The 22,428-nt window shown below is 45.4% G+C and carries 24 protein-coding genes; 8 read left to right on the top strand and 16 right to left on the bottom strand.

The window, feature by feature from the left end; genetic code table 11:
• Nucleotides 1–5: 5 nt before the first annotated feature.
• Genes sctB through sctW form a run of 12 tightly spaced genes read right to left on the bottom strand, consistent with a single transcriptional unit; the run spans nt 6 to nt 10,005 of the window.
• A complete protein-coding gene (sctB, locus tag AC6R00_RS21925; RefSeq protein ID WP_500641921.1) occupies nt 6–1,346 on the bottom strand; it encodes a type III secretion system translocon subunit SctB in 1,341 nt (446 codons plus the stop codon).
• A 12-nt stretch (nt 1,347–1,358) separates the two neighbouring features.
• Complete coding sequence (sctE, locus tag AC6R00_RS21920) at nt 1,359–2,474, bottom strand: type III secretion system translocon subunit SseC family protein (RefSeq protein ID WP_500641920.1); 1,116 nt, start codon at nt 2,472–2,474, stop codon at nt 1,359–1,361.
• Nucleotides 2,475–2,477: 3 nt separating this feature from the next.
• Nucleotides 2,478–2,969, bottom strand: a complete 492-nt coding sequence (locus AC6R00_RS21915) for a SycD/LcrH family type III secretion system chaperone (protein WP_500641919.1) — start codon at nt 2,967–2,969, stop codon at nt 2,478–2,480.
• An 11-nt stretch (nt 2,970–2,980) separates the two neighbouring features.
• Complete coding sequence (locus AC6R00_RS21910; protein ID WP_500641918.1) at nt 2,981–4,879, bottom strand: virulence-associated V antigen; 1,899 nt, start codon at nt 4,877–4,879, stop codon at nt 2,981–2,983.
• A gap of 10 nt (nt 4,880–4,889) precedes the next feature.
• Entirely contained in the window at nt 4,890–5,180 is a 291-nt protein-coding gene (locus AC6R00_RS21905) for an LcrG family type III secretion system chaperone (protein ID WP_004745553.1), read from the bottom strand.
• Nucleotides 5,181–5,240: 60 nt separating this feature from the next.
• Nucleotides 5,241–5,651: an LcrR family type III secretion system chaperone gene (locus tag AC6R00_RS21900; RefSeq protein ID WP_500641917.1), complete on the bottom strand. Its 411-nt coding sequence runs from the start codon at nt 5,649–5,651 to the stop codon at nt 5,241–5,243.
• A complete protein-coding gene (gene sctV / locus AC6R00_RS21895) occupies nt 5,651–7,777 on the bottom strand; it encodes a type III secretion system export apparatus subunit SctV (RefSeq protein ID WP_500641916.1) in 2,127 nt (708 codons plus the stop codon). The genes AC6R00_RS21900 and sctV overlap by 1 nt, the downstream gene beginning before the upstream one ends.
• The gene (gene sctY / locus AC6R00_RS21890) at nt 7,761–8,102 is read right to left on the bottom strand and encodes a type III secretion apparatus assembly chaperone SctY (RefSeq protein WP_500641915.1); all 342 of its coding nucleotides are present in this window, start codon (nt 8,100–8,102) and stop codon (nt 7,761–7,763) included. The genes sctV and sctY overlap by 17 nt, the downstream gene beginning before the upstream one ends.
• A 6-nt stretch (nt 8,103–8,108) precedes the next feature.
• Nucleotides 8,109–8,486: a type III secretion system protein VscX gene (gene vscX / locus AC6R00_RS21885; protein ID WP_004745557.1), complete on the bottom strand. Its 378-nt coding sequence runs from the start codon at nt 8,484–8,486 to the stop codon at nt 8,109–8,111.
• On the bottom strand, nt 8,483–8,857 hold the full coding sequence (sycN, locus tag AC6R00_RS21880) for a type III secretion chaperone SycN (RefSeq protein WP_004745558.1): 375 nt from the start codon (nt 8,855–8,857) through the stop codon (nt 8,483–8,485). The genes vscX and sycN overlap by 4 nt, the downstream gene beginning before the upstream one ends.
• Nucleotides 8,844–9,128, bottom strand: a complete 285-nt coding sequence (locus AC6R00_RS21875) for a TyeA family type III secretion system gatekeeper subunit (RefSeq protein ID WP_500641914.1) — start codon at nt 9,126–9,128, stop codon at nt 8,844–8,846. Before AC6R00_RS21875 ends, sycN begins: the two co-directional genes overlap by 14 nt.
• Complete coding sequence (sctW, locus tag AC6R00_RS21870; protein ID WP_500641913.1) at nt 9,109–10,005, bottom strand: type III secretion system gatekeeper subunit SctW; 897 nt, start codon at nt 10,003–10,005, stop codon at nt 9,109–9,111. The genes AC6R00_RS21875 and sctW overlap by 20 nt, the downstream gene beginning before the upstream one ends.
• A 190-nt stretch (nt 10,006–10,195) precedes the next feature.
• On the opposite strand from sctW, the gene sctN reads away from it, so the two are divergent.
• Genes sctN through sctU form a run of 8 tightly spaced genes read left to right on the top strand, consistent with a single transcriptional unit; the run spans nt 10,196 to nt 16,614 of the window.
• On the top strand, nt 10,196–11,518 hold the full coding sequence (gene sctN / locus AC6R00_RS21865) for a type III secretion system ATPase SctN (RefSeq protein WP_500641912.1): 1,323 nt from the start codon (nt 10,196–10,198) through the stop codon (nt 11,516–11,518).
• Nucleotides 11,515–11,976 carry a type III secretion protein gene (locus AC6R00_RS21860; protein WP_500641911.1) on the top strand — a complete coding sequence of 154 codons (462 nt, stop codon included), beginning with the start codon at nt 11,515–11,517 and terminating at the stop codon, nt 11,974–11,976. Before sctN ends, AC6R00_RS21860 begins: the two co-directional genes overlap by 4 nt.
• Before the next feature lie 8 nt (nt 11,977–11,984).
• Nucleotides 11,985–12,869 carry a type III secretion system needle length determinant gene (locus tag AC6R00_RS21855; protein ID WP_500641910.1) on the top strand — a complete coding sequence of 295 codons (885 nt, stop codon included), beginning with the start codon at nt 11,985–11,987 and terminating at the stop codon, nt 12,867–12,869.
• Nucleotides 12,869–13,828, top strand: coding sequence for a type III secretion system cytoplasmic ring protein SctQ (gene sctQ, locus AC6R00_RS21850; protein WP_500641909.1), 960 nt, complete (start codon nt 12,869–12,871; stop codon nt 13,826–13,828). Before AC6R00_RS21855 ends, sctQ begins: the two co-directional genes overlap by 1 nt.
• Before the next feature lies 1 nt (nt 13,829).
• The gene (gene vscR, locus AC6R00_RS21845; protein ID WP_004749292.1) at nt 13,830–14,480 is read left to right on the top strand and encodes a SctR family type III secretion system export apparatus subunit VscR; all 651 of its coding nucleotides are present in this window, start codon (nt 13,830–13,832) and stop codon (nt 14,478–14,480) included.
• A gap of 14 nt (nt 14,481–14,494) precedes the next feature.
• Nucleotides 14,495–14,761: a type III secretion system export apparatus subunit SctS gene (gene sctS / locus AC6R00_RS21840; protein ID WP_004745567.1), complete on the top strand. Its 267-nt coding sequence runs from the start codon at nt 14,495–14,497 to the stop codon at nt 14,759–14,761.
• The gene (gene sctT / locus AC6R00_RS21835) at nt 14,758–15,549 is read left to right on the top strand and encodes a type III secretion system export apparatus subunit SctT (RefSeq protein ID WP_500641908.1); all 792 of its coding nucleotides are present in this window, start codon (nt 14,758–14,760) and stop codon (nt 15,547–15,549) included. The genes sctS and sctT overlap by 4 nt, the downstream gene beginning before the upstream one ends.
• A 9-nt stretch (nt 15,550–15,558) precedes the next feature.
• Entirely contained in the window at nt 15,559–16,614 is a 1,056-nt protein-coding gene (gene sctU / locus AC6R00_RS21830; protein ID WP_367939686.1) for a type III secretion system export apparatus subunit SctU, read from the top strand.
• A 55-nt stretch (nt 16,615–16,669) separates the two neighbouring features.
• Here sctU and AC6R00_RS21825 read toward each other — a convergent pair whose 3' ends face one another.
• From AC6R00_RS21825 to AC6R00_RS21810, 4 genes are all read right to left on the bottom strand, one after another.
• Nucleotides 16,670–18,145 carry a CesT family type III secretion system chaperone gene (locus tag AC6R00_RS21825; RefSeq protein WP_500641907.1) on the bottom strand — a complete coding sequence of 492 codons (1,476 nt, stop codon included), beginning with the start codon at nt 18,143–18,145 and terminating at the stop codon, nt 16,670–16,672.
• Between the two features lie 11 nt (nt 18,146–18,156).
• The gene (locus AC6R00_RS21820; RefSeq protein ID WP_500641906.1) at nt 18,157–18,615 is read right to left on the bottom strand and encodes a type III secretion system chaperone; all 459 of its coding nucleotides are present in this window, start codon (nt 18,613–18,615) and stop codon (nt 18,157–18,159) included.
• Nucleotides 18,616–19,005: 390 nt separating this feature from the next.
• The gene (locus tag AC6R00_RS21815; RefSeq protein WP_500641905.1) at nt 19,006–21,783 is read right to left on the bottom strand and encodes an ADP-ribosyltransferase domain-containing protein; all 2,778 of its coding nucleotides are present in this window, start codon (nt 21,781–21,783) and stop codon (nt 19,006–19,008) included.
• Between the two features lie 14 nt (nt 21,784–21,797).
• Nucleotides 21,798–22,181 carry a hypothetical protein gene (locus tag AC6R00_RS21810; protein WP_500641904.1) on the bottom strand — a complete coding sequence of 128 codons (384 nt, stop codon included), beginning with the start codon at nt 22,179–22,181 and terminating at the stop codon, nt 21,798–21,800.
• Nucleotides 22,182–22,428 lie beyond the last annotated feature (247 nt).

Below are 22,428 nucleotides of genomic sequence, written 5' to 3'. Positions count from 1 at the left end.
TTAAGTTAAACCGTTGGAGCCGAAGCCCGCCATGCCTGGTTTTCACTATCAGCAATAGAGCGGAACAATTCACGAAGCTCTTTAAGCAGACCTTCTTGGAAACTGACATTTTCGTCTGCTTTCTGTTTTTCTGCTTGAGCCTGGGTAGCCTGAACTTCGTCTTCCTTACTTCGTGCCTGAGATTCGGCCTGTGAATAATTGGCAATCGCGTTACCAAACTGACCCAGAGTCTGAACAAAAGCAGTTAGCGCCTGGTTGATACCCGTCATACGATCAAACTTGTGATTGTTAGTCTGCAAGTATTGATTGCCTTCTGTCAGGTTCTTAGTACCTTCCTCCTTGAGTTTCGTCAACTGAACGCGCTCATGCTCAGGAAGGTCAGGTTTCTTCAATAGTTCATCTACCTGATTCATACCTTTCTGCTGGGTATTTACCTGCGCGTTTGCTGACATCTCTTTGCCAATTTTCTTGCCAGACTGAAAAGCGCCAAACGCGCCCGCGGCTACAGTTAACCCCGCCATTACGCCCGCAACGATAGCCATACCGATCATTGCCCAAGCGGCACTTCTCTGCTCATCAGCCTGGTTTTTCTGGCTAGTCACTGTCGCATCAACAGCAATTTCACGCTGTTGCACCTGCTGTTGACGGCTAAGTTTGGAAAGAGTGTACAGCAGAACAATCAAAGCCAGACCATCAGCGATAGAGTTGGAACTATCTTCTGCGTCGGCAACCTGTCCAGCATTGTTGGTCATTTTTCCGATCAGACTATTTAGCTCTTGCGTTAGCTTCCTGCCTTCTTCAGTACCATTAAGCATTGTTTTAACAGACTCAACAGCCTGAGTTAAGCGTGGAAGCATATCATCTAGGTTGTTTGATTTATTTGCTTCCCCTGCAGCACTCTGAACGATCGCAGTCACGAGATCATCCATCAAAGGAGCCATCTGAGCCATCAGCTTTTCAGAGACAGGATTACCCGCTAGTACCGTATCAATGCGGCCAAGAACAAAGTCTGCAACTGGCTTGATTTTTTCGAGCGAACTTATCAGCAACGAGCCTGAAAGCGTACCAGTGGCCAGAGAACCAACCGAGTTGATATTACTCAATGCAGTAGATAATTCACCAACTAACTTTTCTGCAGCCATCGCCATCTGGCCATTTACCTGGCCTGACGGAACCGAAAGCTGATAGTTTTTAAGATCGTTTGCCCAGCTCTGAACCGTTGTTTTCAGTTCTGCCGCTTCCTGCTTCGTGATAGCCCGCGTTTCACCAGCTTCAGTCTTCAAATTGTCAACAAGATCAAATACCTTTGTATAACCTGCAGTTATATTATTAACTTCATTTGCCATTGCAATTCCCCCTTAGACCGTAGCCGGACGGTTCAATACTGTCTGCATAGTTTCGCCTTTAGCCTGGATCATCTGCATAATAATCTCCATCAGCTCTTGGAAGCCCTGCAGGATGTTCTCAATCTCTTCTTTGAGTTTGTCTATTACCGACTGATCGAGAGTCATTTCAGCCCGAATGTCAGCGAGATCAGCCTGAATGTTAGCAACTTTCGATTGATTCACTCCGTTGGCAATGTCTGCAGCACTTGAGCCAATATTTGCCGCTGTATCGACGGTTTCTGCAACGGTACGAGTTACCTTGACAGCTGTGGACAGTGTTTTAGCCGCTACATCCACCGCACCCTTCAATGCATTAACGATATTGCCTATCGCAATACCAGCACTTGCGATAGCTAGTGCTCCCTGTATAGCCATCATGGCATAGCCAAAGGCCTTTACATCGACACCTGCAGCTTCCATCGCTTTTTGAACTTCTGGCATCTGCGTCACCTGACTGATGACCCCCATCAGACCTCCGGCAATCATCAGGGCGCCCGCAGCTGCACCAACACCTGTCGCGATCATAATGGCACCGACAATAATCGAGGCAACTGCACTGATCCAACCGAAGATTTTAGACGCAAGACCAGACTTCTTAGCTTCTTGCGCAGCTTCCTGAGACTCTTTGATCTTCTCTAGGTTTTCAGCCATTTCCTGCTCATGCTTAGCTTTAGCGACTTTCACTTCCTCAATTTTGAGTTTGTTCTGGGCACTTTTCAGTTTGTCAGTCAACGCTGCTAGCTCAACTTCAAAATCATCGGCAGAGCCTGAAATGATCTTTACAGCAATTGCTGTCGTTTCCTGATCTGTCGCTCGCATGGTTCCAGATAGAGCGCTAACAGCTTGCTGAAGCGTTGCGATCTCAGCCAGAGTTAGAGGGGTACTTTTTTCTGTCACCTGTACCTGTGGCACATTCAGCTGAGGCAGAACCTTGTCAGAGTTTGGCAGTTCTGCACCATTTTTCTGAACATTTCCCGCCGCAACATTAGTCTGTCCGGCAGTCTTCTGCTGGTTTTTTTCCAGCTTTGTTTCATCAGGGCCCTGGGTATAACCTGTGCCCTGGGAGCGGTCAATTAGCATAGAATTCATATTCTAGTTACTCCTTTTATTTCTCACCGCTTCCAACATGATGTCTGCACGTTTATGCAAATCTGCATAGTCTGATTTCCCGGCAGACATCTCCTTTGCACTGTAAAATCCACTTTCCGCTTCGGTCAGTTGTTCAAGCTTTAAGTGACACTCGGCCGAATGGAAAGGCGGACGCGGATCGTTAATATCCACCAGTGTGGCATAACTGTAGGCGTCAATCGCCTCCAGATATTCACCCATTTCCTGACGAGCCGCTCCAAGACCTACAAAAAAACGCGCCTGATAGTGATCTAACATGCAGAGTAATTGGAAAACCTTCGCCGCCTGGTCAGTCTTACCGGATTGAAAGAAGTTGTAGCCTACTGCATAGATGTGCTCAATAGTGTCAGGAGATACATCATGGAGCATCTTAATCGTGCCGCCCTCTTCCAAAAAAGAAAACAAGTCATTAGCATCAAATTGAGATGCATCGGTAGTCGCGTGTTCTGTAGTCATTGTGCTTATCCTTAAATAGCTCGTAGGATTTGTTCTAAAATACTGTGATATTTCTGAACGAATTTATTCATCGCCTCAACAGTTGAGTTATATTGAGAGCTGAGATCATTCAGTGTGGTTGTTTTGATCTGAACTTCGTCATTCAGCAGTTTGGACTTATCGCTGATTGAGCTTGAGAAATCAGTTAAGTAAGTGGGTTCATCTTTTTTATTCTGGTAGGTCTTGTTCTGAGCATCTACACCCTCATTTTTTAGAAAGTCCATATGACTTATCTCGCTCACCTGTTTATCAGGAGCTATGCTGTGCAGATATGCGTATTCAGGTGACTTTTTAAATGCCTCTTCTGAACCATAACCAAAGTCACTATGAGAAAATTTGTAGCTAGCAGGGTTGTATCCACTGTTATTACTCTGCTGAGTATGAATTTTCGACTGAACCTCTCCAAAAACCTTCAGGCGAGCGGTGAGATCCTGTAGGTCGTCTTTTACCTCATTACGCTTTTCAAGGCGGTTAACCCGTCGCTCGTTCAGTGCTAACAGCACCTGCTCGTCAAAACGGTTGGCGAGACTAGCATCGGTAATCGACAACAGATCCCGGGCGGTCAAAGCGTGTTCAGCCAAGATTTTATTGTCGTCAAGCTCTTTCTGGCTAACGTTGCCAAGCCTAGCTTTTAACTTTTCGAGATTTTCAGTCAGCGTCGTGTAGCGTTGCAAAAGCGTTTTGTCACCGGACATATCCTGCCCACTCTCGTATTTTTGAAACAGGACCTCTATATCGTTTCCAGCGCTTTCCTTAATCCTTTCGAGCTCCTGTTCCGAAACCTGACTCTGCTTCTGATCCTTCAGTCCACTAACAAGAGTATCAATCTGCAAATCTGTTAACGGCTTTGCAATACCGGCAAAGAAAGTGGAAATAGAGACCTCTATTTTGGGATCATCTTTCAGCAGCTTAACCATATCCGCAACACCTTTGGTAAGTGTCACTTCTCCTGATAGCTGACCCTTAACGCGGGCATAGGTGTATATCCCTTCAACCTGCCCGTCAAGATTGCTAAAGAGTTTCTCCAGCTCAGTCATTGACATACTGCCAATACCAGCTCTTACAAACTGGCCGGCTATCGCCTCTGCATCCTCTTTACTGATTAGCAGCGAACTTTGTAGAAGCTCGGTTACTTTGTTTGTAAACTGCTCTTTCGTCAGTAAAAGATTCTCTGACAGCAACTGTGATAGCGGGAAAGATTCTTTTCCCAGTCGCTCAAACATAGCTCGCAGGTACTGAGTGGCCTCAACAGGATTTTCTGAAAGCGGTAACCGCGCTTTGATACCAGCAAAAAAAGTACTAAGCTCTTCTGTTTTGCTTTTCAGGCCAACAGCGTCCAGATCCTGCATCTGCTCAGCTAAGGACAAAGAACCCGAACCCGTCAGCTGAATATTGCGGATAAACTCCGTCGGCATACCCGGCCCAACGCTCTGGTTTAGCAGGGTGGTAAACCAGCTTTCAAACTGAGTTGCTAGAGTAATATTCAGTTGTGTATTCAACTCACTCTGCGCAACTGTGCCCTTCGCATCACCTTCAGTGGGAACTTTAGCTTTAAGGTTATCAATCCACAGAGTCAGAGCACCCTGAAGCGGCATATCAGAAAAAGCCGCCTGCTTCTCAATCAGTGTCTCAATAGCTATCGCGTACTGTTGTGCAATCTCTTCTGCAGCCGCTAAGCCATTGATAGGGGGTAGCCCTTGCAGTGGAGTAAGAAGTGGGGCGATTAGAGTATACTGGTCTTCGGAGAGATTCTTTTTAAGCTTTGCTTCCAGTTCAGCCTGAAAGGAAAGAGGAACCTGAGGGTTGTCTACATCACCAGTGCCACTCGTTGCAACCGCGTTTAAGTCTGTCGTTGTTCGCATATCTGTCATATCAAAAACCTTAAATCACCATTCCGCGCATCATGGTCGGACGTTTTCTTCTTTTGCCTTTTTCACCCGGTGCCTGTACAGCATTCAACTGCTGACGCCTGCGCATCACCTCTTCTACCAGTTCCTGCTCTGCATGTTTCATAGTTTGTGGAGAGGCACTGATCCCTCCCAGCAGGATTTCACCGGCTACAGGCCCGACCCCAAGCCCTTCTAACAGTTCATTAAATACATCACTACGATCTCCGGCACTTTGGATCGCTAGTTCGGCTTGGTCTATCGTGTCGGTAAAGGGTTGTTTCATCTTGTTTTCCATCATAAAGGCAGTAAAACGTCGCGCGCTGTCAGTAACAGCCGAGACTTTTTACTTTTTTCTATTTTTCAACGGCCTATAGTCAGCTAAACGCAGTAAATACCAGTCAGCTTCTACATCATGGCTGGCGCCACAAGCCGTTAGATAAAATTGCGCAAGCCGTTGGTTACTCATGTTACTACCACGCAACACATCGACATTGCCTCGAATCACCCAGTCTGGTGGGTAGAGCCTAACCGCATGTTCAGCAAGCATGAACAGGCAGGAGAATGGGTTTCGAAGTCCTTGGTTGATGCTGGTTCTTCTAAGCAAAACAATAACGATCTCGCCCTCTTCAACCCGAAATACAAGCTCCATTCCATCAAATTCAATACGGTCACCGAGCTTGATGGCGCTTTGTTGCCAGTAGTATGGCGTCGCCTCTACCCCTGCGTCTTGCAAAGAGCGAATGAGTTTGTCCATTACATTCCAACCCGACCAAGTGGTTGAATGTTAATTTGCTGTGTCAACTCTTGGAAGGAAAGCACTGGCAACTCGTAATAGTCTGATTCAATCAGCTTCCTGACGTATCGACGTACATCCATCGAGACGACAAGCACTGGCTTATTAGGCATTCTGCTAAGATCCCCCACCGTCTGCTTTACATCGCTGACAAATTGCTGAGTAACCGAAGGATCCAGCGCCAGATAGCTGCCCGCTGATGTCTGTCTAATACCATTACGAATCGTATCTTCAAGGCTTTGATCTAGCAGATAAGCAGGGAGCATGTTTTGCCCACTGGCGTATTTGTAGCAAATGTATCGCTTCAAACTTGAACGAATATATTCGGTGAGCTGAACGACATCTTTTTCTTTTTGTCCCCACTCAACCATCGCTTCGAGAATAACCCTTAGGTTTCGGATAGATATGTCCTCCGAAACCAGACGTTGGAGGATCTCCGTCATTTTTTGCAAAGGTACGATTCGCTGTGCTTCTTTCACCAACTCGCCATAACTGCCTTCCATTTGCTCAAGTAGGTAACGAGTTTCCTGAATCCCAATAAAGTCTTGCGCATAGTCTTTCAACACGTGTGATAAATGGAATGTCAGGATTCGATCCGGAGTTAAGAAACCGACATGGCTTGTCTCTAGCTTTTCCCGATGGCTGTTTGCCACCCAGATACTCTTGACCCCTGGTAGGAAATCTTCGTCTTCTTCATAAGGTATCCCGAGCAACTCGAGCTGCTCTGCTCCCTCTGTCACGAGTAGTTTGTCTTGTTCTATTCGACCTCTTGCAACTGGTACTTCTTGTAGCTGAATTAAATATTCTCCGTTGCTCATTCCGTCATTGAAGCGCAGGTGGATACCAGGGAAAGGAACGCCCAGATCGAGGTATAGAGCGCGCCTAACCCGCGCAAGCTCATCGTTAAGTGCCACCGCCTCTAGGTGTACCTGCAAGCTTGAATCGAGGTCAATAAGCAACGGTACTGTCATCGCGAACTCTTCTTGTTCGGTTAACTTGCCTTTACTCACTCGAGACTGAGATGGTTTATTTGGCATCGCTGCAGGTGAACCCGCTCCTTGAGCGACAAACGTAGATAGGTCAGAGGTGTCAGTCTCATTTTGCTTTTTCTGTTGGTAAAAGAGAAACATTCCCCCTCCCCCAACCACTGCGGCTAGAACAAGGAAAGTTATCTTTGGAAAACCAGGTATCAAAGAAAACAGAATCAGAAGAACGCCACCAATAAGCAAGGCCCTTGGTTGAGCCGTTACCTGCCCACCAATATCTGAGCCTAAGTCTGATGACTCTTCATGAGACACGCGCGTAACAATGATACCAGCAGTAATAGCGATAAATAGCGCAGGGATCTGTGAAACTAGGCCATCTCCAACCGTTAGAATCGCAAATAATTCCAACGCTTCTGAAGCACTCATACCTTTCTGAGTGACCCCGATCATTACACCACCAAGGATGTTGACTACGATGATGATCAAACCCGCAATTGAATCTCCTTTTACGAACTTCATTGCGCCGTCCATCGAACCATACATCTGGCTCTCTTTCTCAATCAGAGAGCGGCGGTGCCTAGCTTCATTGACATCAATCACCCCAGCGCGCATATCACCATCGATACTCATCTGCTTACCAGGCATAGCATCAAGCGAGAATCTCGCACTAACTTCAGCAACACGTTCAGAACCTTTGGTTATTACCATAAACTGAACTACGGTGATGATTAGGAACACGACAATACCGACAACTAAGTTGCCACCCACCACGAAGTTACCAAAGGTATAGACAATTTGGCCTGCATCACCTTGTAGAAGAATAAGGCGTGTCGTTGTGATAGACAGTGATAAACGGAACAACGTCGTGATTAGGAGAACAGCAGGAAAAGCGGAAAACTCTAGCGGCGTGGTAATGTAAATCGCCAACATAAGTAGCACCACCGCAATACTCATGTTCGCACCGATCAAGACATCTACAAGTCCTGTCGGGAGCGGCAAAATCATCATAAAGACTATCGCTAGCAACATAACTGCTAGCATAATATCTTTACGCTGACCGACCTTATTTAATATATCAATCAACTTATTCATTGGATTCACTATTTAGTGATAGTAGGTAACGTCTGTGAGCCTGACGTGCCCCATCTTGATTATTCAGTTTCCATCTGGCCTGACTGAGGCAAAACCAAAGTCCCAGCTCATGGTCTTTTGAATCGACCTGTAGTAATTCTTCGCACAACATGGTTGAACGGGTGTAGCGCCCTGTCTGGAGACAAGCAACAGCGAGCAGACGTTTTGCTTCCCAATTGTCAGCGTTAAGCTCCAGTAGTGCATCGAGCAAAGAGATCGCGTTTTCTGGTTGTTGGTACTGAATTTGAAGCGCGGCATGCACAAGCAATAGCTCTGATTCTTTTTTACTTATCATTGCACGTTAGACCTGAATCAATAGATTAAGCGCCATGGTTAGATAACGTTGATCTAGTTGGCTGCTCTCTAGCGTTTTTGCTGCTGAAGTTAGTGTTTTAGAATCCTGCTGAACTGCTAACACCTTGATAGTGTCTAAAGTTTGGTCAAACTGTTCACGATACTTTTCTGGCCTCAATAGATCAGATTGCGTTAACTTTGGCTTAGCCAACTTTAAGAGGTATTGGTCAGATGGACGAAGATCATATAAACGTTCTAAGTGTGTTGCTATCGCTTGGCCATCGGGCAACAGTTGAAAACGTTGCGGAAAGTCGTGTTCAGCTTGTTCAGTTGTAAGATGACTAAATGCTTCGATTCCAACATTTAGTGTGCTTATTTTATTCATTGTCCAACCACTTCATTATGAAGTCGAATCAGTAACGCAAAAGCTTGTTCTAAGGACGGTATTGTCACCTCCTCACCATTGATTTGTGCTGAGAATACGAGAGTTTCTTCTCCTAACAGGCCCGTACGAACCGAAAACGGCCAGCCATTATCAAAGTTACACAGTGCTAATGCATCTTTAAGCAGGTCGCTCGATTGATGCCATGAGATCCCCCTTGAAAGCATCAAAAATAGGTTGTCCTGATGTCTTTCTATATGGAGAGTTCCACTCAGTTGGAATGTCAACTGCACCCGACCAGTTGATGCAAAATCAACTGTATCTAGCCCCATTCCTCGACAAAAATCATCCACTGATGAGTCAATCCAATTCATCTTCCCATGCTTCCTCTTCTTCTTTATCAACAGCTTCATCGAGTGCCGTTTGCACCGCTCGAATTAAGTTTTGTCTTTGCTCATCGTCTGCGAACACGTCTACAGGTATATATCGAACCAACTTGTGTAACTCGCGAAAGAAACCTATTTTTTGTTCAACCAAGATTAAACCCATTGATTCAGCTAACTTCCAAACCGCTTCAGCACCCACCCATCGCTGTTCAACCAAAGCGATGATGTCAGCCATTAAGTCAGAATCCTGATAAGCCATGACTCATCCTTTGCGGTTGAAACATTTGAAACAGACCGCGTACCTGGTCCTGAAGCGTGTTTAAGGTTTTTAGCTTCTGCATATCAGACATCAATAGTTGCAGTTTTACCGAGTCAATCGTGCTACCTTGAACACTCAAATCTGCACTCATGCCTTGCAACATGAACTCCACAGCGGTCGATACTTCTTGTGAACCGAATCGCTCGACGACGTCCTGATATGCAGCTCCTAAACCTTGATAGCTATGCACAGTGTCCCGATAGAAACCTCGCAACTGATGCAAGCTACTGAACTCTTGCTCCCGACTAAAATCATCTGCAAATTGCGAAACGCGGATTTCGGTATCGATCTGAGACCAGGAATCCGGACTTTGCTCCATCTTCGTTAAGGCTTGATCTATAACCGCCAGCAGGTGCTTATTGTCTGGGCCTGCTTTGAGGTACTCCTTCGCCGCTTTCAATGCGAGGTATTGGTGGCTTTTTTCTTCTGAAAAACCATTTAGATAAGCTTGCAATTGTGCAATCGTCGAAATATTGCCACCTGCCATCTTGGCAGCAAGGTCTTTAATTTTTTGGTTTTTCTCTAAATCAGGAACTTTCTTTAGATACTCAGAGACTAATTCGTGAACTTCATTAACACGTGAGCCACTATCTTTGACTTTACGTTTGCTAAGGTCTTTTTCTGCTTTTTCTGAGCCGAGTGACGTCAACTCCTCCATCGCATCGAATAGCGACTGAGTAGCATTGTGCACTCTGACCGTTTCTCCTCGATAGGCACCTTTGCTACTAGCAATATCAGGACGACCACTATCTTGGCTAACTCTTACGGACGCATCAAATTTCGAATTTGTAGTGACTTGATTGTTGATCGTACTCATTCACTCACGCTCCAATTTTCCCAATTTATAGAGCGATTATATGGAGCACCCTCATTCCAAGCTGTCAAAATCAGACGCGTTTTTTTAGCCCATTTTTAGTTTTCTAAAAACTCCCGACTAATAGTCACTATAAATAGAACGCCCTAAAACCTATTCTCGCAATCATCAATCATTGTGCATTAATTTTAGTTTGAACCAGTTTTCCTATATTACCGATACTCAGCAATCCGCTATCAAACAAACGCGACTGATCCAGATCCGAGGGCGTGTTACTCAAGTGACTGGTACGATCATCAAAGCTGTGGTTCCAGGGGTACGCGTGGGAGAGCTTTGCGAACTCCGTAATCCTGACCAAACTTTGTCTTTGTTGGCCGAAGTCGTGGGTTTCCAACAACACCACGCACTGCTAACCCCGCTTGGCAACATGTTTGGTATTTCGTCCAACACTGAAGTTAGCCCGTTGGGAAAGATGCACGAAGTTGGTGTCGGTGAACATTTGCTAGGTAAGATTCTTGATGGGCTTGGCCGTCCGTTTGATGGCGGACAGATGCAAGAACCTACCTCTTGGTATCCCGTCTATCAAGATGCGCCACCACCAATGCAACGCAAATTGATAGAAAAACCCATTTCACTAGGTGTCCGGTCAATTGATGGCCTACTTACCTGCGGTGAAGGCCAACGTATGGGTATTTTTGCTGCTGCTGGTGGCGGTAAGAGTACTTTACTAGCCAAACTTATTCGTTCTGCAGACGTCGATGTCACTGTACTTGCTCTTATAGGTGAACGTGGACGGGAAGTTCGAGAATTTATAGAGCATGACCTTGGTGAAGAAGGTATGGCGCGCTCTGTACTAGTTGTCGCGACATCAGATCGCCCTGCGATGGAGCGTGCAAAAGCTGCTTTCGTGGCGACGTCTATTGCCGAGTATTTTCGCGACCAAGGAAAACGCGTTCTTCTACTCATGGATTCAGTCACACGTTTTGCCCGCGCTCAACGAGAGATTGGCTTAGCAGCCGGTGAACCACCTACACGACGTGGATATCCGCCATCAGTTTTTGCAGCATTGCCTAAGTTGATGGAGCGCGCTGGACAATCAGATAAAGGCTCAATTACGGCTCTTTATACTGTGTTAGTCGAGGGTGACGACATGACAGAGCCCGTCGCCGATGAAACACGTTCAATACTCGATGGGCACATTATTCTGTCTAGGAAGCTCGCGGCAACCAACCATTATCCCGCGATTGACGTACTACGCTCTGCAAGTCGCGTAATGAACCAGATAGTTGATGATTCGCACAAAGAGTCTGCGGCTCATATGCGTGAAATGTTAGCAAAATACGAGGAAGTCGAGTTGCTAATTAAGATTGGTGAATACCAACAAGGCACAGACCCTAGAGCAGATATGGCAATTGCTCAAAACGAAAACATCCGCACTTTTCTTCGTCAGGGTACTCATGAGCCAAGCGACTTAACACGCGCGGTTGAACAACTTACGGGAATTGCTAACCAATGATTGCCCAGCTTCTGCACATCAAAAAAATTCGTGCTGACAAAGCCGATAAGGCCGTCAAGCAGCAAGAGTACCGAGTTTCCCGCGCTTCCGCGCTCGTGTTAAAAGCAGAACAAACGGTCAAAGAATACCATCACTGGCGCGAGCAAGAAGAAGAACGGCGCTTTGCCAAAGCCAAGCAAAGTACTGTCTTGCTCAAGGAATTGGAAACGTTACGACAAGAAATTGCTCTGTTACGAGAACGCGAAGCCGAGCTCAAGCAAAAATCTGCAGAAACTAAGAAAGCACTTGAAGAAGAACAGCGACTCTTGCAAGACAAGAAAAAAGCCGCCTTACAAGCACACAAAACCACCGAAAAATTTGTTCAGCTATATGAACAAGAGAGAGCAGAGAAAGAACTGCTAGCACAACATCAAGAAGAACTGGAACAAGAAGAATTTCGCACTGTCGCGGTAATGTAGAGGGAACAATGCAAATTAAGCAAAACATTGACGGTCAGACCCTAAATCCATCTCAAAAAGTACACTCTGAAAAAGCTTTAGAGCAGGACCCAAATCGCCTGCAATCTCGCTTCGAAAATGCGATGGCTGACAAAAAAAAGCTAAGCAAAAAGAAAAGCAACGACAAAGATTCAGAACAAACGAATACCGTAGAAAGCCGCTCTACTGGCGAGAAAAATCTCCCATCAAATCAAGAGGTTAACTCACCGGTCATTCAAAGTAATAGTCAAAGACAAAATTCCAATTTGTCACCAACGGATAAAAATTACAAAAATACAATGGTGGGCAACTCTGGTTCTTTAGGCAATAGCAAAAATGAATCAAATCTCTCAGCTTTAGGCCGTGGAGCATCCAGTACTGAAGTAAAAGAGATTACTTTTGAACGACTCGAGACACATTCAACCCCTAAAACAGATGCAATGCAAAGTCAGTCCTCTAATGTGATGACTCAGGGAGAACTCATATTAAGGAGCATGACCAATCAAGCTTCTCAGCCAACTCAACGCGAGCTGTCTCACCTCGTCAAACAGCTTGTAGAGCAGATCCAAGTATCGCTGCCGAATGCTACCACCTCGAAAGAGGTGCGCTTGCTTCTCAATGACGGTCAGCTAAAAGGTGGAGAGATCCAAATTAAGTTAGATAACCAAGGTTATAGTGTAACCATCCGTCAAGATAACGCACTTTCAGTCATTAACCAGCAAGCACGCCAAGAATTATCCGAAAGGCTTAATCGTCTTAACTTAGATCAACCGATTAGAATCTCCGTCACAGAACAAACAGACCAACAGCATGACCAGCAGCATTCACGTCAACAACGCAGCATTTATGAAGAATGGCAGCCGGAGGAAAACTGATGAAACTAGCGTTTCCTAAAGTCGAAGCCGAAAGCGTTGAACTGATTAATCGCCTTTGCACCAAACAATGTTACTTCCATGGCAATAATGGAGGGAGCTTATCAATCACCATCGCGGAAAAGCCGCAGTTTTCGGGGTATCGACTCACAGCGATAATTGGTAGTCAAACTCTACACATCGACTTGGCTTCGGCACAATTACAGCAATGGCTTGGCGATATCCTTAAAGAGACTTCTTTCGACTCACTACCAGATTCACTTCAGCTCGAGCTATTGGGTGCTCAGTTGGAGCCATATGTGCGTGAGTTAAAACAGCAGTTTGGGCAGCTTCCGGTTCTAAGCAAGTTGGAACCCATTACGATAGAAAGCACTCAAGGTGAAACCTTGATGTTAACTGCCAAGGATAACAACAATACACTTTGCCTTTGGCTGAGCCAAGGCAACAACGTTCTAGTCGAAGCTCTGCCACCTCTATCCTCCAAAATCAATCAGAAAATCACTCTGCCAATCTGGTTGTGCCTTGGCACCACTCAATTATCGGTGAGCGACTTCACTGCACTTGAACAAGGCGATGTTGTCTTTTTTGACCACTGCTATGTTGCTGAACAGCAAGTTGTTTTTCAGCTATCGGGCAAAAATCTATGGCGATGCAAGCTTGAAGACCAAACCATTCAAATACTGGAAAAAGAACCAACTATGAACGATTTACATAACCAAGAGCCGATTACCGATCATCAACAACTTCCAGTTGACCTTACTTTTGATGTTGGCCAGCAGGCGATAACCTTAGAGCAGCTTACTCAGCTTCAACCAGGCTATGTTTTTGAGTTAGACCAACCCATAACCAAACCGGTGACATTAAGAGCCAATGGCAAAGTGATAGGTCAATGTGAGCTTGTTAATGTTAACGATAAGCTCGGTGTTCGCTTGTTAGAAATTTTCATCGGCGAGAACGCTTAATATGATTCAGCTGCCAGACGAACTCAATCTCATCGTCAGCCTTGCGCTACTGGCGTTGATTCCTTTCATCGCAATGATGGCCACCTCTTTCGTCAAACTTGCGGTCGTCTTTTCATTGTTGCGAAATGCATTAGGCGTGCAGCAAATACCGCCTAACATGGCGTTGTATGGTCTTGCGATCATTTTATCTATTTTTATCATGGCACCCGTTGGCTTCGAAACCTATGACTATGTGAAGGCAAACGAGATTTCTCTAGAAGATTCAGCAAGTGTTGAGGGACTAATTGAAAGTGGGATGCAGCCCTATCGCGAGTTTTTAAAAAAACATATTCGAGAGACAGAAGCCGCATTTTTCACCGATGCTGCGCGAACTTTATGGCCGCAAAAGTACGTCGACCGACTTGAATCTGACAGCTTATTGCTCTTATTGCCTGCATTTACCGTCAGTGAACTCACTCGGGCTTTTGAGATAGGTTTTTTACTTTATCTTCCCTTTATCGCCATCGATTTGATTGTGTCAAACATTCTGTTGGCGATGGGGATGATGATGGTATCCCCTATGACCATTTCGCTGCCTTTTAAATTGCTGCTATTTGTACTACTTGATGGCTGGACCAAGTTAACTCACGGTCTCGTGTTGAGTTACGGTTGACAAGGTATTTAGCTATGAACCCTTCAGAAATCATTCACTTTACGACACAAGCACTAACACTTGTCTTGGTACTATCACTGCCTCCCATTTTAGTTGCTGCCTTTGTCGGTACTTTGGTCTCACTGATACAAGCGCTGACTCAGGTCCAAGAGCAGACTCTCGGATTTGTCGTTAAGCTGATTGCGGTCATCATTACTCTGTTTGTCACTACCCAATGGTTAGGTGCCGAGCTGCATTCATTTGCCGCGCTTACAATGGATAAGATCCCGCAGATACGATGAACTACGAAGATCTCCATCAAGCTTTATTTGTCTACAGCTTAGCGCTACCTCGAATGATGGCGTGTTTTATCTTTTTGCCTATTTTGAGCAAACAGATGTTAGGTGGCACTATGGTCCGCAATGGTGTCCTGTGCTCACTGGCACTATTTACTTTTCCAATCATAAATCAGCACGCCTTACCTACTGAGGTTGACGGGCTGTGGATTATGGTTATCCTCGGCAAAGAGATCTTATTGGGCCTTTTGATTGGCTTTATAGCAGCGATTCCATTTTGGGCAGTGGAAGCTAGTGGTTTCTTGATCGACAACCAACGCGGAGCTGCAATGGCAGGAATGTTTAACCCTACACTAGGGTCACAATCGACGCCAACAGCCGTTCTGTTGACGCAAACGCTCATAACCCTCTTCTTTTCTGGTGGTGGCTATATCGCATTTATGTACGCGATTTTCAAAAGTTATAACTCATGGCCCGTTATTGATTTCTTTCCAACGGTAACCGACGCTTGGGTAACATTCTTTTACGGGCAGTTCCAGCAAATGTTATGGCTTGGAGTCTTAATGTCTGCACCATTAGTATTAGCGATGTTCTTATCAGAGTTTGGGCTTGCACTCATTAGCCGATTCGCCCCTCAGCTCAACGTATTCTTCCTAGCTATGCCAATTAAAAGTGCCGTCGCGAGTGTTTTACTGATCTTTTATCTCGCTTTAATGATGGATCATTATCAAGACCTGTTCCCCAATATCACCTTGTTTGTCGAACTACTAAACCCCATTTGGCTAAGTCACTAGGATTGAGATATGAGCGGTGAAAAAACTGAACAACCCACCCCGAAAAAACTTCGTGACGCGAGACAAAAAGGCCAGGTAGCAAAAAGCCAAGAAATCGTCTCATCCTCATTGATACTGGTGCTCATTGCTGTACTGTTTGCATTTTCAGATTATTACCTTGAACACATTTCCGCCCTGTTGCTACTTCCCAGTGAACTGGCCTATCAAGGCTTTCAAGATGCGTTGCTTGATGTCGCCATCTCGATTGCTAAAGAAATGGCTTATCTCTTGGCTCCAATCATTCTTGTTGCAGCACTCGTTGCAGTTTTCGCCAACATGGGCCAATTTGGTTTTCTGTTTACCGGAGAATCTGTTAAACCTGAAATCAAAAAAGTGAACCCTGTCGAGGGGGCAAAGCGGATTTTTTCACTCAAAAGTGTTATCGAATTTATTAAATCGATACTTAAAGTCAGTCTGCTTTCATGCATTATTTGGGTTACCCTTCGCGGCAACCTGAATACATTGTTACAAGTCCCTACCTGTGGACTAAACTGCGTTCCAACCATAGCTGGCGTGTTGATTAAGCAGCTTATGATTATCTCTTCTGTCGGGTTTATAGTGATTGCTACAGCTGATTTTGCCTACCAAAAATACGATCACACTAAGAAACTGAAAATGACTAAAGACGAAGTTAAGCGCGAATATAAAGAAATGGAAGGTAGTCCAGAAATCAAAAGCAAACGCCGTCAATTACACCAAGAACTTCAAGCATCTAACCAACGTGAAAATGTTAAGCGTTCCAACGTATTAGTAACAAACCCTACCCACATCGCCATCGGTCTCTACTACAAAAAAGGAGAAACCCCTCTTCCAATCATCACTTTGAAAGAAACCGATGCCATGGCAAAACGTATGATTAAAATCGCACAGGAAGAAGGCATTCCGGTAATGCAGAAGGTCCCTCTAGCTCGGGCACTTTACGCCGATGGCCAACTTGATCAATACATCCCCGGAGATCTGATTGAGGCAACAGCAGAGATTCTAAGGTGGGTAGCTTCTTTAGATTCAGTAGAAGCCAACCAATAAAAACCGTTAAAACATACAGTTACATATATAATAAAAGGAGCTTGCGCTCCTTTTATTATACCCAGCCTTCTGCTAAATAGAGCAACCTTAATTGGCTTGGTGAACCCATTCTCTCCAGTGCATCAATTTGCTCATCTTTTAAGTTAGGACTCTTATCTAGCATTACGCGGCCATTGGGGGCGTCTAATGGCAATTTATAGGTCAACTTTTTATTGATCTGATCTGCCTTACCTTCGTCTAAGCAACGTACTGCTGGCATCAACCAGTTCCAATCTTCGTTGAGAAGTTTTCTCAGTGCGCCCGTCGCCACTTTCTCTGTTTCGCTAGGTTCATCTTCTTCGCTAAGCTTCAATATAGCGTCGGTGTCTGGTACCAAATGCTCACTAGGCGCCGAGCCGAGCATTTTCTTTAATGCTAACCGAGCATTCTCCATCTCTTTAGCTTCTACTGGAGCGTCCGGGCCCGTCAAGTTTGTGTCCTCTTTTGGCCCTAGATAAACCATAAGAGCTCTTACCGATGCGGCGTCTTGCATACTAAAAGTGAAGTTTCCTTTTGTATTGGCAACCTCAAGCCTTGGCAACACACCTGAGTTGGCCTCCTCAGCCAATGACTCAGTTGCTTCTTTGTTTAGAACATAACTACCAGCCTGCCCCGCAACAAAGCCGCCACCGCTAATAATACCCGACGCCGCAACAGTTCCGATTGCTTCCTTAGCTAAAGGAAGCACACCTGCTGTAGCCACTGGAGTTACACCAAATGTACCTAGTCCTCCTGTTGCCATTCCTAACGTGGCACCTATCCCTCCTTCAGCAGACAGTTTTGCGTGACCAATGGCAAGTGCTTGCTCCATTGGTAAAGATAAGCGTTGGTCTCGTCCTGGCAAGTGCGAAACCTGCTCTAATTGGTGATGATATGCCTCAGCATCCCCGTTGATAGAAGCTTTGTGCAATTCTCGACCCGTAGCGACAATCAACCCCACCCCCGGTAGAAGCAGGTTAATAGCCGCATTAACCCCAGGCCCTTTTAGTTTATCTTTCGCCATCTCGAGCAGCTCAGCACCAAATCCGTCCATCTTACCCGGATACTGGGTCTCTAAGCTCGCTTGAAGTCGAGCATCTTTGCTTATTGCATCAAAATTGTTTTTGAGCTCTTGGTAAGCATCTCCATCAACTTTAACTTCATCTAAAAGACTGACAACCTCTAAGATTTTTCGTTCTGTCAGAGGCTCCCCTCTATACCCTGAAGGGCTAATAAGAGAGTAGGCCAACATAGCTGTGTCGTACTTTTCTTCCTTTATCAGTGCTTGCTTTAAGTCTAAATGGGTTTTTATATTCTCTTGAAAGTACTTGTTGTATTTTTGCTTAAGCACATTTTCGCTAATCGCAGCGTATTTATGCCCTTTATGGAAGGTCGATGGCTCTTTAACCTCACCTTTTTTACTGATTACACGGTCATCTTTGGCAGCCGCAACCGCACGGAACTGGTCTAAATCTGGCACACTAGCTTGGCCAACTTTTACTGGATTCACCATAATATCTTCCTCTATACACGTAGTTGCTGAGCAAAGGCTTGTTGATTTGATTCATTGAGCGGAATATCACGGTCTAACATGGAAAATCGCGCTGACCACTCCGAGCTTTGTTGATTGAATTCATCGAACAACTGGGTGAGATTTGCTGCATCTAGCAATTCTAGAGCTTTTCGACCAAACAGAATGACTTGACGTCCATCTGGTGATATGGCGAGATTCAGACCGCCGCAACCTAACCCATAATAATTTGCTCTTGCCAACAGCTCTAAACCTCGGCTCCTTAAGCTACCCTGCTTTGGCAATGCACCCACACGAGCAGATAACAAAAGTTCATTGTCTTCTGTGGCGATAAAATAGAGCAGTGTGCGATCATCGACAAGCAACTGACAACGACCATTATTTTCAATATGCAGTGGTGGAAGCTCATTGAGAGAACAGAATTCATCAAGTAAACGTTGTATTGATTTCATTGTTTTTCCTTTTTGTTTCACTGAAATCTATTGAACAACGATTACTTATTGAACGATGTCGTAAATAGCTCTAATTTTGTTACTTTCGTCAATGCGCTGTGATACTTACCACAAAACTATCAAGCTGATTTTTGCAGCAGTTTGTGGGTTATTTATACAAGGAAAATTTTTGAAATGGCGCTGCCGTAACCAATGAACGGGTAACGCAGTAGAAAAGGTATACAAATGCTGATCGTAGAGTCCGGGCAAAATATAACCGCAAAAGGTCAGCAGACCCTAAAAGTTATGAGGGACATGAAATAGCCGAGCCTACTCCCATTAAATTGATAATGAGAGCAGGCCCGATTAATGACTCATAAATTAATGATGTCGTTTATAAGCATGATTCATCTAGCTTTTTACATTGAGTACCGCCACCTTGATCGGCTCACCAAAGTAGTTGGCTTTGGGCTTAGCTTTTATATCCGCAATCACATCCTTGAGAAGTACTTCACCTTCAGGAGAAGCCTGGCCATCTGACGTCATAACATTTATTTTGATTGGCGCCTGCCTCAAGCCCATTTCATACTGACGCCTTCTGATTCCGGTCGCCGTGCTTGGGATCTCTTTCGTTATATTAAGAGTAAATGTCTTATCCAACTGAAGCACTGTATCATCAGCCACAAGTACCTCTTTCTCAGCAGGCGCCTTACTTATACCCACTATATCTGCACCTAGAGAACCCGTTTTGGGCGGATTAATAACAACAAAAGCTCCATTAGCATAATCTAAGCCGACGCCCGGCTCTCTGGAGGTGCTCATAAATCCAGGGAATTTGTACTCTTCGCCAGGTTTAAGAGCTAGTAGTTCCTGACCAACATATTGAGAAACACCCCGGTAGACCGGCTCTGTTGTTCCTTCAAATAGTGGGGAATGGATAGCAGCCCTCAACATATTACGTAGTTTAATAGCCTCTTCACGTACATCATCAAGCTTATCAACAGATGGGCCCCCTTTGAGGTTGCGCATTGCCCCCTCAAAACGCAAGTTAAACTCAATGTCGTCTTTAGGTGAACCGTACTGCGATGAATAGCCTGGGTTAAAAGCTTCGGTCGGCTCACCCGTCCAGAAGCGCTGAACTGCTAACAGCATCCCTTTAATCAGTGCATCTTGGGCAGTACGGTTATCCCCTACAGCTCCCAGAACGGCTTGCTGACGGGCCTCCTGAGTGGCCTCCTTTCCAGCCAGTTTAACCAAAGCTGACACGTTACTCTCACCTGAATTATCTAGATTAAGCGCATCGCTATGCAGCAGCATGTTGGTTCTCTTGTCGAGAAGAAACGCCTCCAGCACATAGTTATTTGGGCTGTTTTCGCGTGTATATATGTGTCCCAAAGACTGCTCTTGAGACGACTCCGCGAAGAGAGAAGCAGCGTCATCTAGCAGTTTCTCGTACTCATCCGGAGACTGCTGGCTCAGCCAATCATTCATAGCCTTATCTTTATCGGCATCAAAAAAAGCCGCCGACATATCAGTTCCTGCATGTTCAGGGATAGAGACAGGCCGAGCCTCGCTGCTAGAGTCGAATAAAGCATTCGTCACCGGGTTGTATGCGCCATACATCACCTTTTCAGCAGCCAAACCGGAACGCACCGTAGAAAAACCCTTGTTCGAGAGATCATCACGGATAACTTTAAGGTTATCGCTCGTTGCGTACTGCGATGGGTAGCCGTCGCCGCCAGTGATCTTCCGATCGAACTCAGCCTTTGTCATATGCACCGCGGGTATCGCTGGCAGACGGATCTCCTGGCCTTTGACCCTGACTGTTTTAGCTTCCTGCGCTGGTAGATTAATGTCCTCGGTGAAAAGGTTCTCGTAAGCCGTTTCCCACTGCTTGGTTTTACGCATTTCCCAGGCCAGTTTCGCGTCACCGCTAGTAGTAGCCACGCCTCCTTCTTCTCTTTCCTTTGCATAAGCATCAAACGCGCCCATGATCTCGGTAAAACTGTGATCTCGGCCTTGTATCATCCAGCCTAGCAGCATCGCGCGGAATGACTGTACTTCATTGTCTGGTATATCCAGTAAGCGCACTACCTCATACATATAACTGGTTGTACTTGATGGCCCAGAAAACATAGGCAGACCTTTATCAAGGTTCTGCTTCTTCCAGTTGACCGAAACCTCCTTATCCTGACCGACGGTTTTTACTTCAGAATCACGCACCTCCCAAACAGAAAAACCCGGGGTAGCCTTCTCGCGCTCCGTTAAACCGCTGCTTTCATCACGATACAAGGCAGGTTCAACGTGTTTATACAGCTCGCTCGTATCGTACGTATCATGATTACGGGAAGCGACTATCTGCTGATGTCGTTCATGGCCCATGTTTTCAGTCAAGTTCCAGGTGGCGTATTTCAACCAGGCAGTACCGTGAGGCTGGACCGTGACTGGAGGGCCCTTTTTCAGGCTACTTGCGTTGAAAATATCAACACGCGCATTTTCAGGGCTGTTCTTCTCATTCCAGAGCGGTGTGTTAATCGAGTCAGCAATTTTGTCGAAATGAAGCCGGAAGTTCTCCTGAAACATATATCCAGCAGTTGTCAGAACACGGGCATTCACTTTTCCGTTAACCAGTTTGTTCATCTGCTCGCCCCACAACTGATCATCGCTAGTATCCCAACCTGCTAAAAATCCAGCTCCTCCCTCATCACCGAGATGAAGTTTCACGCCTGCATTCTCAAGCTTTTCTGCATTTTCTAAAACACGCCTGAGATACGACTGGGACATATACTCTACCGCGGGCATTGTGAGTAATTTATTGCCAAGGTGATTCATTTCGAAGCTATGGTTGGCCGCTTTGACTTTATCAGCGGCAGTGGAAGCAATATGCATCTGCATAGCAGGCGCTTCTTGCGGAAACTGCTGTTTCACTTTGGTGAGAATGCTGTCTACTACGCTGCCTTCGTATTCGGCGACCCGCATCACCGCTTTATTAAACTCAGCTTCAACCTGCTTGAGTGCAACGGGCTCGTGGTTACCTTTCGGTAAAGGGGGAAGATTCTGACCCGTTAGATTTACCGGGACGGACTGAACCTGAGAAAGCTGATTGGCCGCCGTACTCGCCTGCACCTGCACAGGTTGTACAGATACCCCCAATGTATGCTGAGTAACATTGTTATATGTATAAACCATATTGATCACTCAGCTTATCGGGAGAGAACTTCAAAGAGCGAATTGCGCAAATTAAGGCTGCTTTGCCAGAAATCCTGAAGATCAGTTGCTGGCAAGGCTTCATCGGAAACTGAAAAGTTAAGCACAATAGTGGCGTTATCTTCAGCAAGAGAAAAAGCGGCCATTCCTACAACGTCAGGGTGGCTGTTAAGCTGTAATAACTTGAGCTGAAGACTGTCTGATTCCAGCTGCTCTGAGGGGTGCAACGGAAACATAATCAATGTCCGACTCTGTAGCAGGTTGATTGTGGCGAAATGGCGGCCATCGTCACCAACTAAGTTGCACTGATCATTTAATAGTTGCCACTGACCTTCCGATATATCTAACAGCCACTGGTTAATAATTTCTTCTCTGTTCATAGCATATACCCTCTGTTTTTTATTAGTTTAAGCGCAGCCTCTACACGCCTATATAAGAATCAGTCGCCTTTTTTATCAACTTGAACCTCTTTTGCAGCACGAACATTATGGTGGTCAGCACTTAACATTCATCATGTTAGTGAAGATATAGCGCTACATTGAATGACAAAAAAATTGGCATTATTTGGTTTTGCAGACAAAAAAAGAGTGGCGATGGCCACTCTCTATTTTGTTAACAATTCTTAGT

It is taken from the genome of Vibrio sp. R10-SF1-ISO8 (genome assembly GCF_059833805.1).
This window is presented reverse-complemented; position numbering and strand designations above follow the sequence as displayed.

Coding starts and splice junctions, on each gene's coding strand:
- sctB (WP_500641921.1), bottom strand. CDS start 1,346: ATGGCAAATGAAGTTAATAATATAACTGCAGGTTATACAAAGGTATTT.
- sctE (WP_500641920.1), bottom strand. CDS start 2,474: ATGAATTCTATGCTAATTGACCGCTCCCAGGGCACAGGTTATACCCAG.
- AC6R00_RS21915 (WP_500641919.1), bottom strand. CDS start 2,969: ATGACTACAGAACACGCGACTACCGATGCATCTCAATTTGATGCTAAT.
- AC6R00_RS21910 (WP_500641918.1), bottom strand. CDS start 4,879: ATGACAGATATGCGAACAACGACAGACTTAAACGCGGTTGCAACGAGT.
- AC6R00_RS21905 (WP_004745553.1), bottom strand. CDS start 5,180: ATGAAACAACCCTTTACCGACACGATAGACCAAGCCGAACTAGCGATC.
- AC6R00_RS21900 (WP_500641917.1), bottom strand. CDS start 5,651: ATGGACAAACTCATTCGCTCTTTGCAAGACGCAGGGGTAGAGGCGACG.
- sctY (WP_500641915.1), bottom strand. CDS start 8,102: ATGATAAGTAAAAAAGAATCAGAGCTATTGCTTGTGCATGCCGCGCTT.
- vscX (WP_004745557.1), bottom strand. CDS start 8,486: ATGAATAAAATAAGCACACTAAATGTTGGAATCGAAGCATTTAGTCAT.
- sycN (WP_004745558.1), bottom strand. CDS start 8,857: ATGAATTGGATTGACTCATCAGTGGATGATTTTTGTCGAGGAATGGGG.
- AC6R00_RS21875 (WP_500641914.1), bottom strand. CDS start 9,128: ATGGCTTATCAGGATTCTGACTTAATGGCTGACATCATCGCTTTGGTT.
- sctW (WP_500641913.1), bottom strand. CDS start 10,005: ATGAGTACGATCAACAATCAAGTCACTACAAATTCGAAATTTGATGCG.
- AC6R00_RS21860 (WP_500641911.1), top strand. CDS start 11,515: ATGATTGCCCAGCTTCTGCACATCAAAAAAATTCGTGCTGACAAAGCC.
- AC6R00_RS21855 (WP_500641910.1), top strand. CDS start 11,985: ATGCAAATTAAGCAAAACATTGACGGTCAGACCCTAAATCCATCTCAA.
- sctQ (WP_500641909.1), top strand. CDS start 12,869: ATGAAACTAGCGTTTCCTAAAGTCGAAGCCGAAAGCGTTGAACTGATT.
- vscR (WP_004749292.1), top strand. CDS start 13,830: ATGATTCAGCTGCCAGACGAACTCAATCTCATCGTCAGCCTTGCGCTA.
- sctS (WP_004745567.1), top strand. CDS start 14,495: ATGAACCCTTCAGAAATCATTCACTTTACGACACAAGCACTAACACTT.
- sctT (WP_500641908.1), top strand. CDS start 14,758: ATGAACTACGAAGATCTCCATCAAGCTTTATTTGTCTACAGCTTAGCG.
- sctU (WP_367939686.1), top strand. CDS start 15,559: ATGAGCGGTGAAAAAACTGAACAACCCACCCCGAAAAAACTTCGTGAC.
- AC6R00_RS21825 (WP_500641907.1), bottom strand. CDS start 18,145: ATGGTGAATCCAGTAAAAGTTGGCCAAGCTAGTGTGCCAGATTTAGAC.
- AC6R00_RS21820 (WP_500641906.1), bottom strand. CDS start 18,615: ATGAAATCAATACAACGTTTACTTGATGAATTCTGTTCTCTCAATGAG.
- AC6R00_RS21815 (WP_500641905.1), bottom strand. CDS start 21,783: ATGGTTTATACATATAACAATGTTACTCAGCATACATTGGGGGTATCT.
- AC6R00_RS21810 (WP_500641904.1), bottom strand. CDS start 22,181: ATGAACAGAGAAGAAATTATTAACCAGTGGCTGTTAGATATATCGGAA.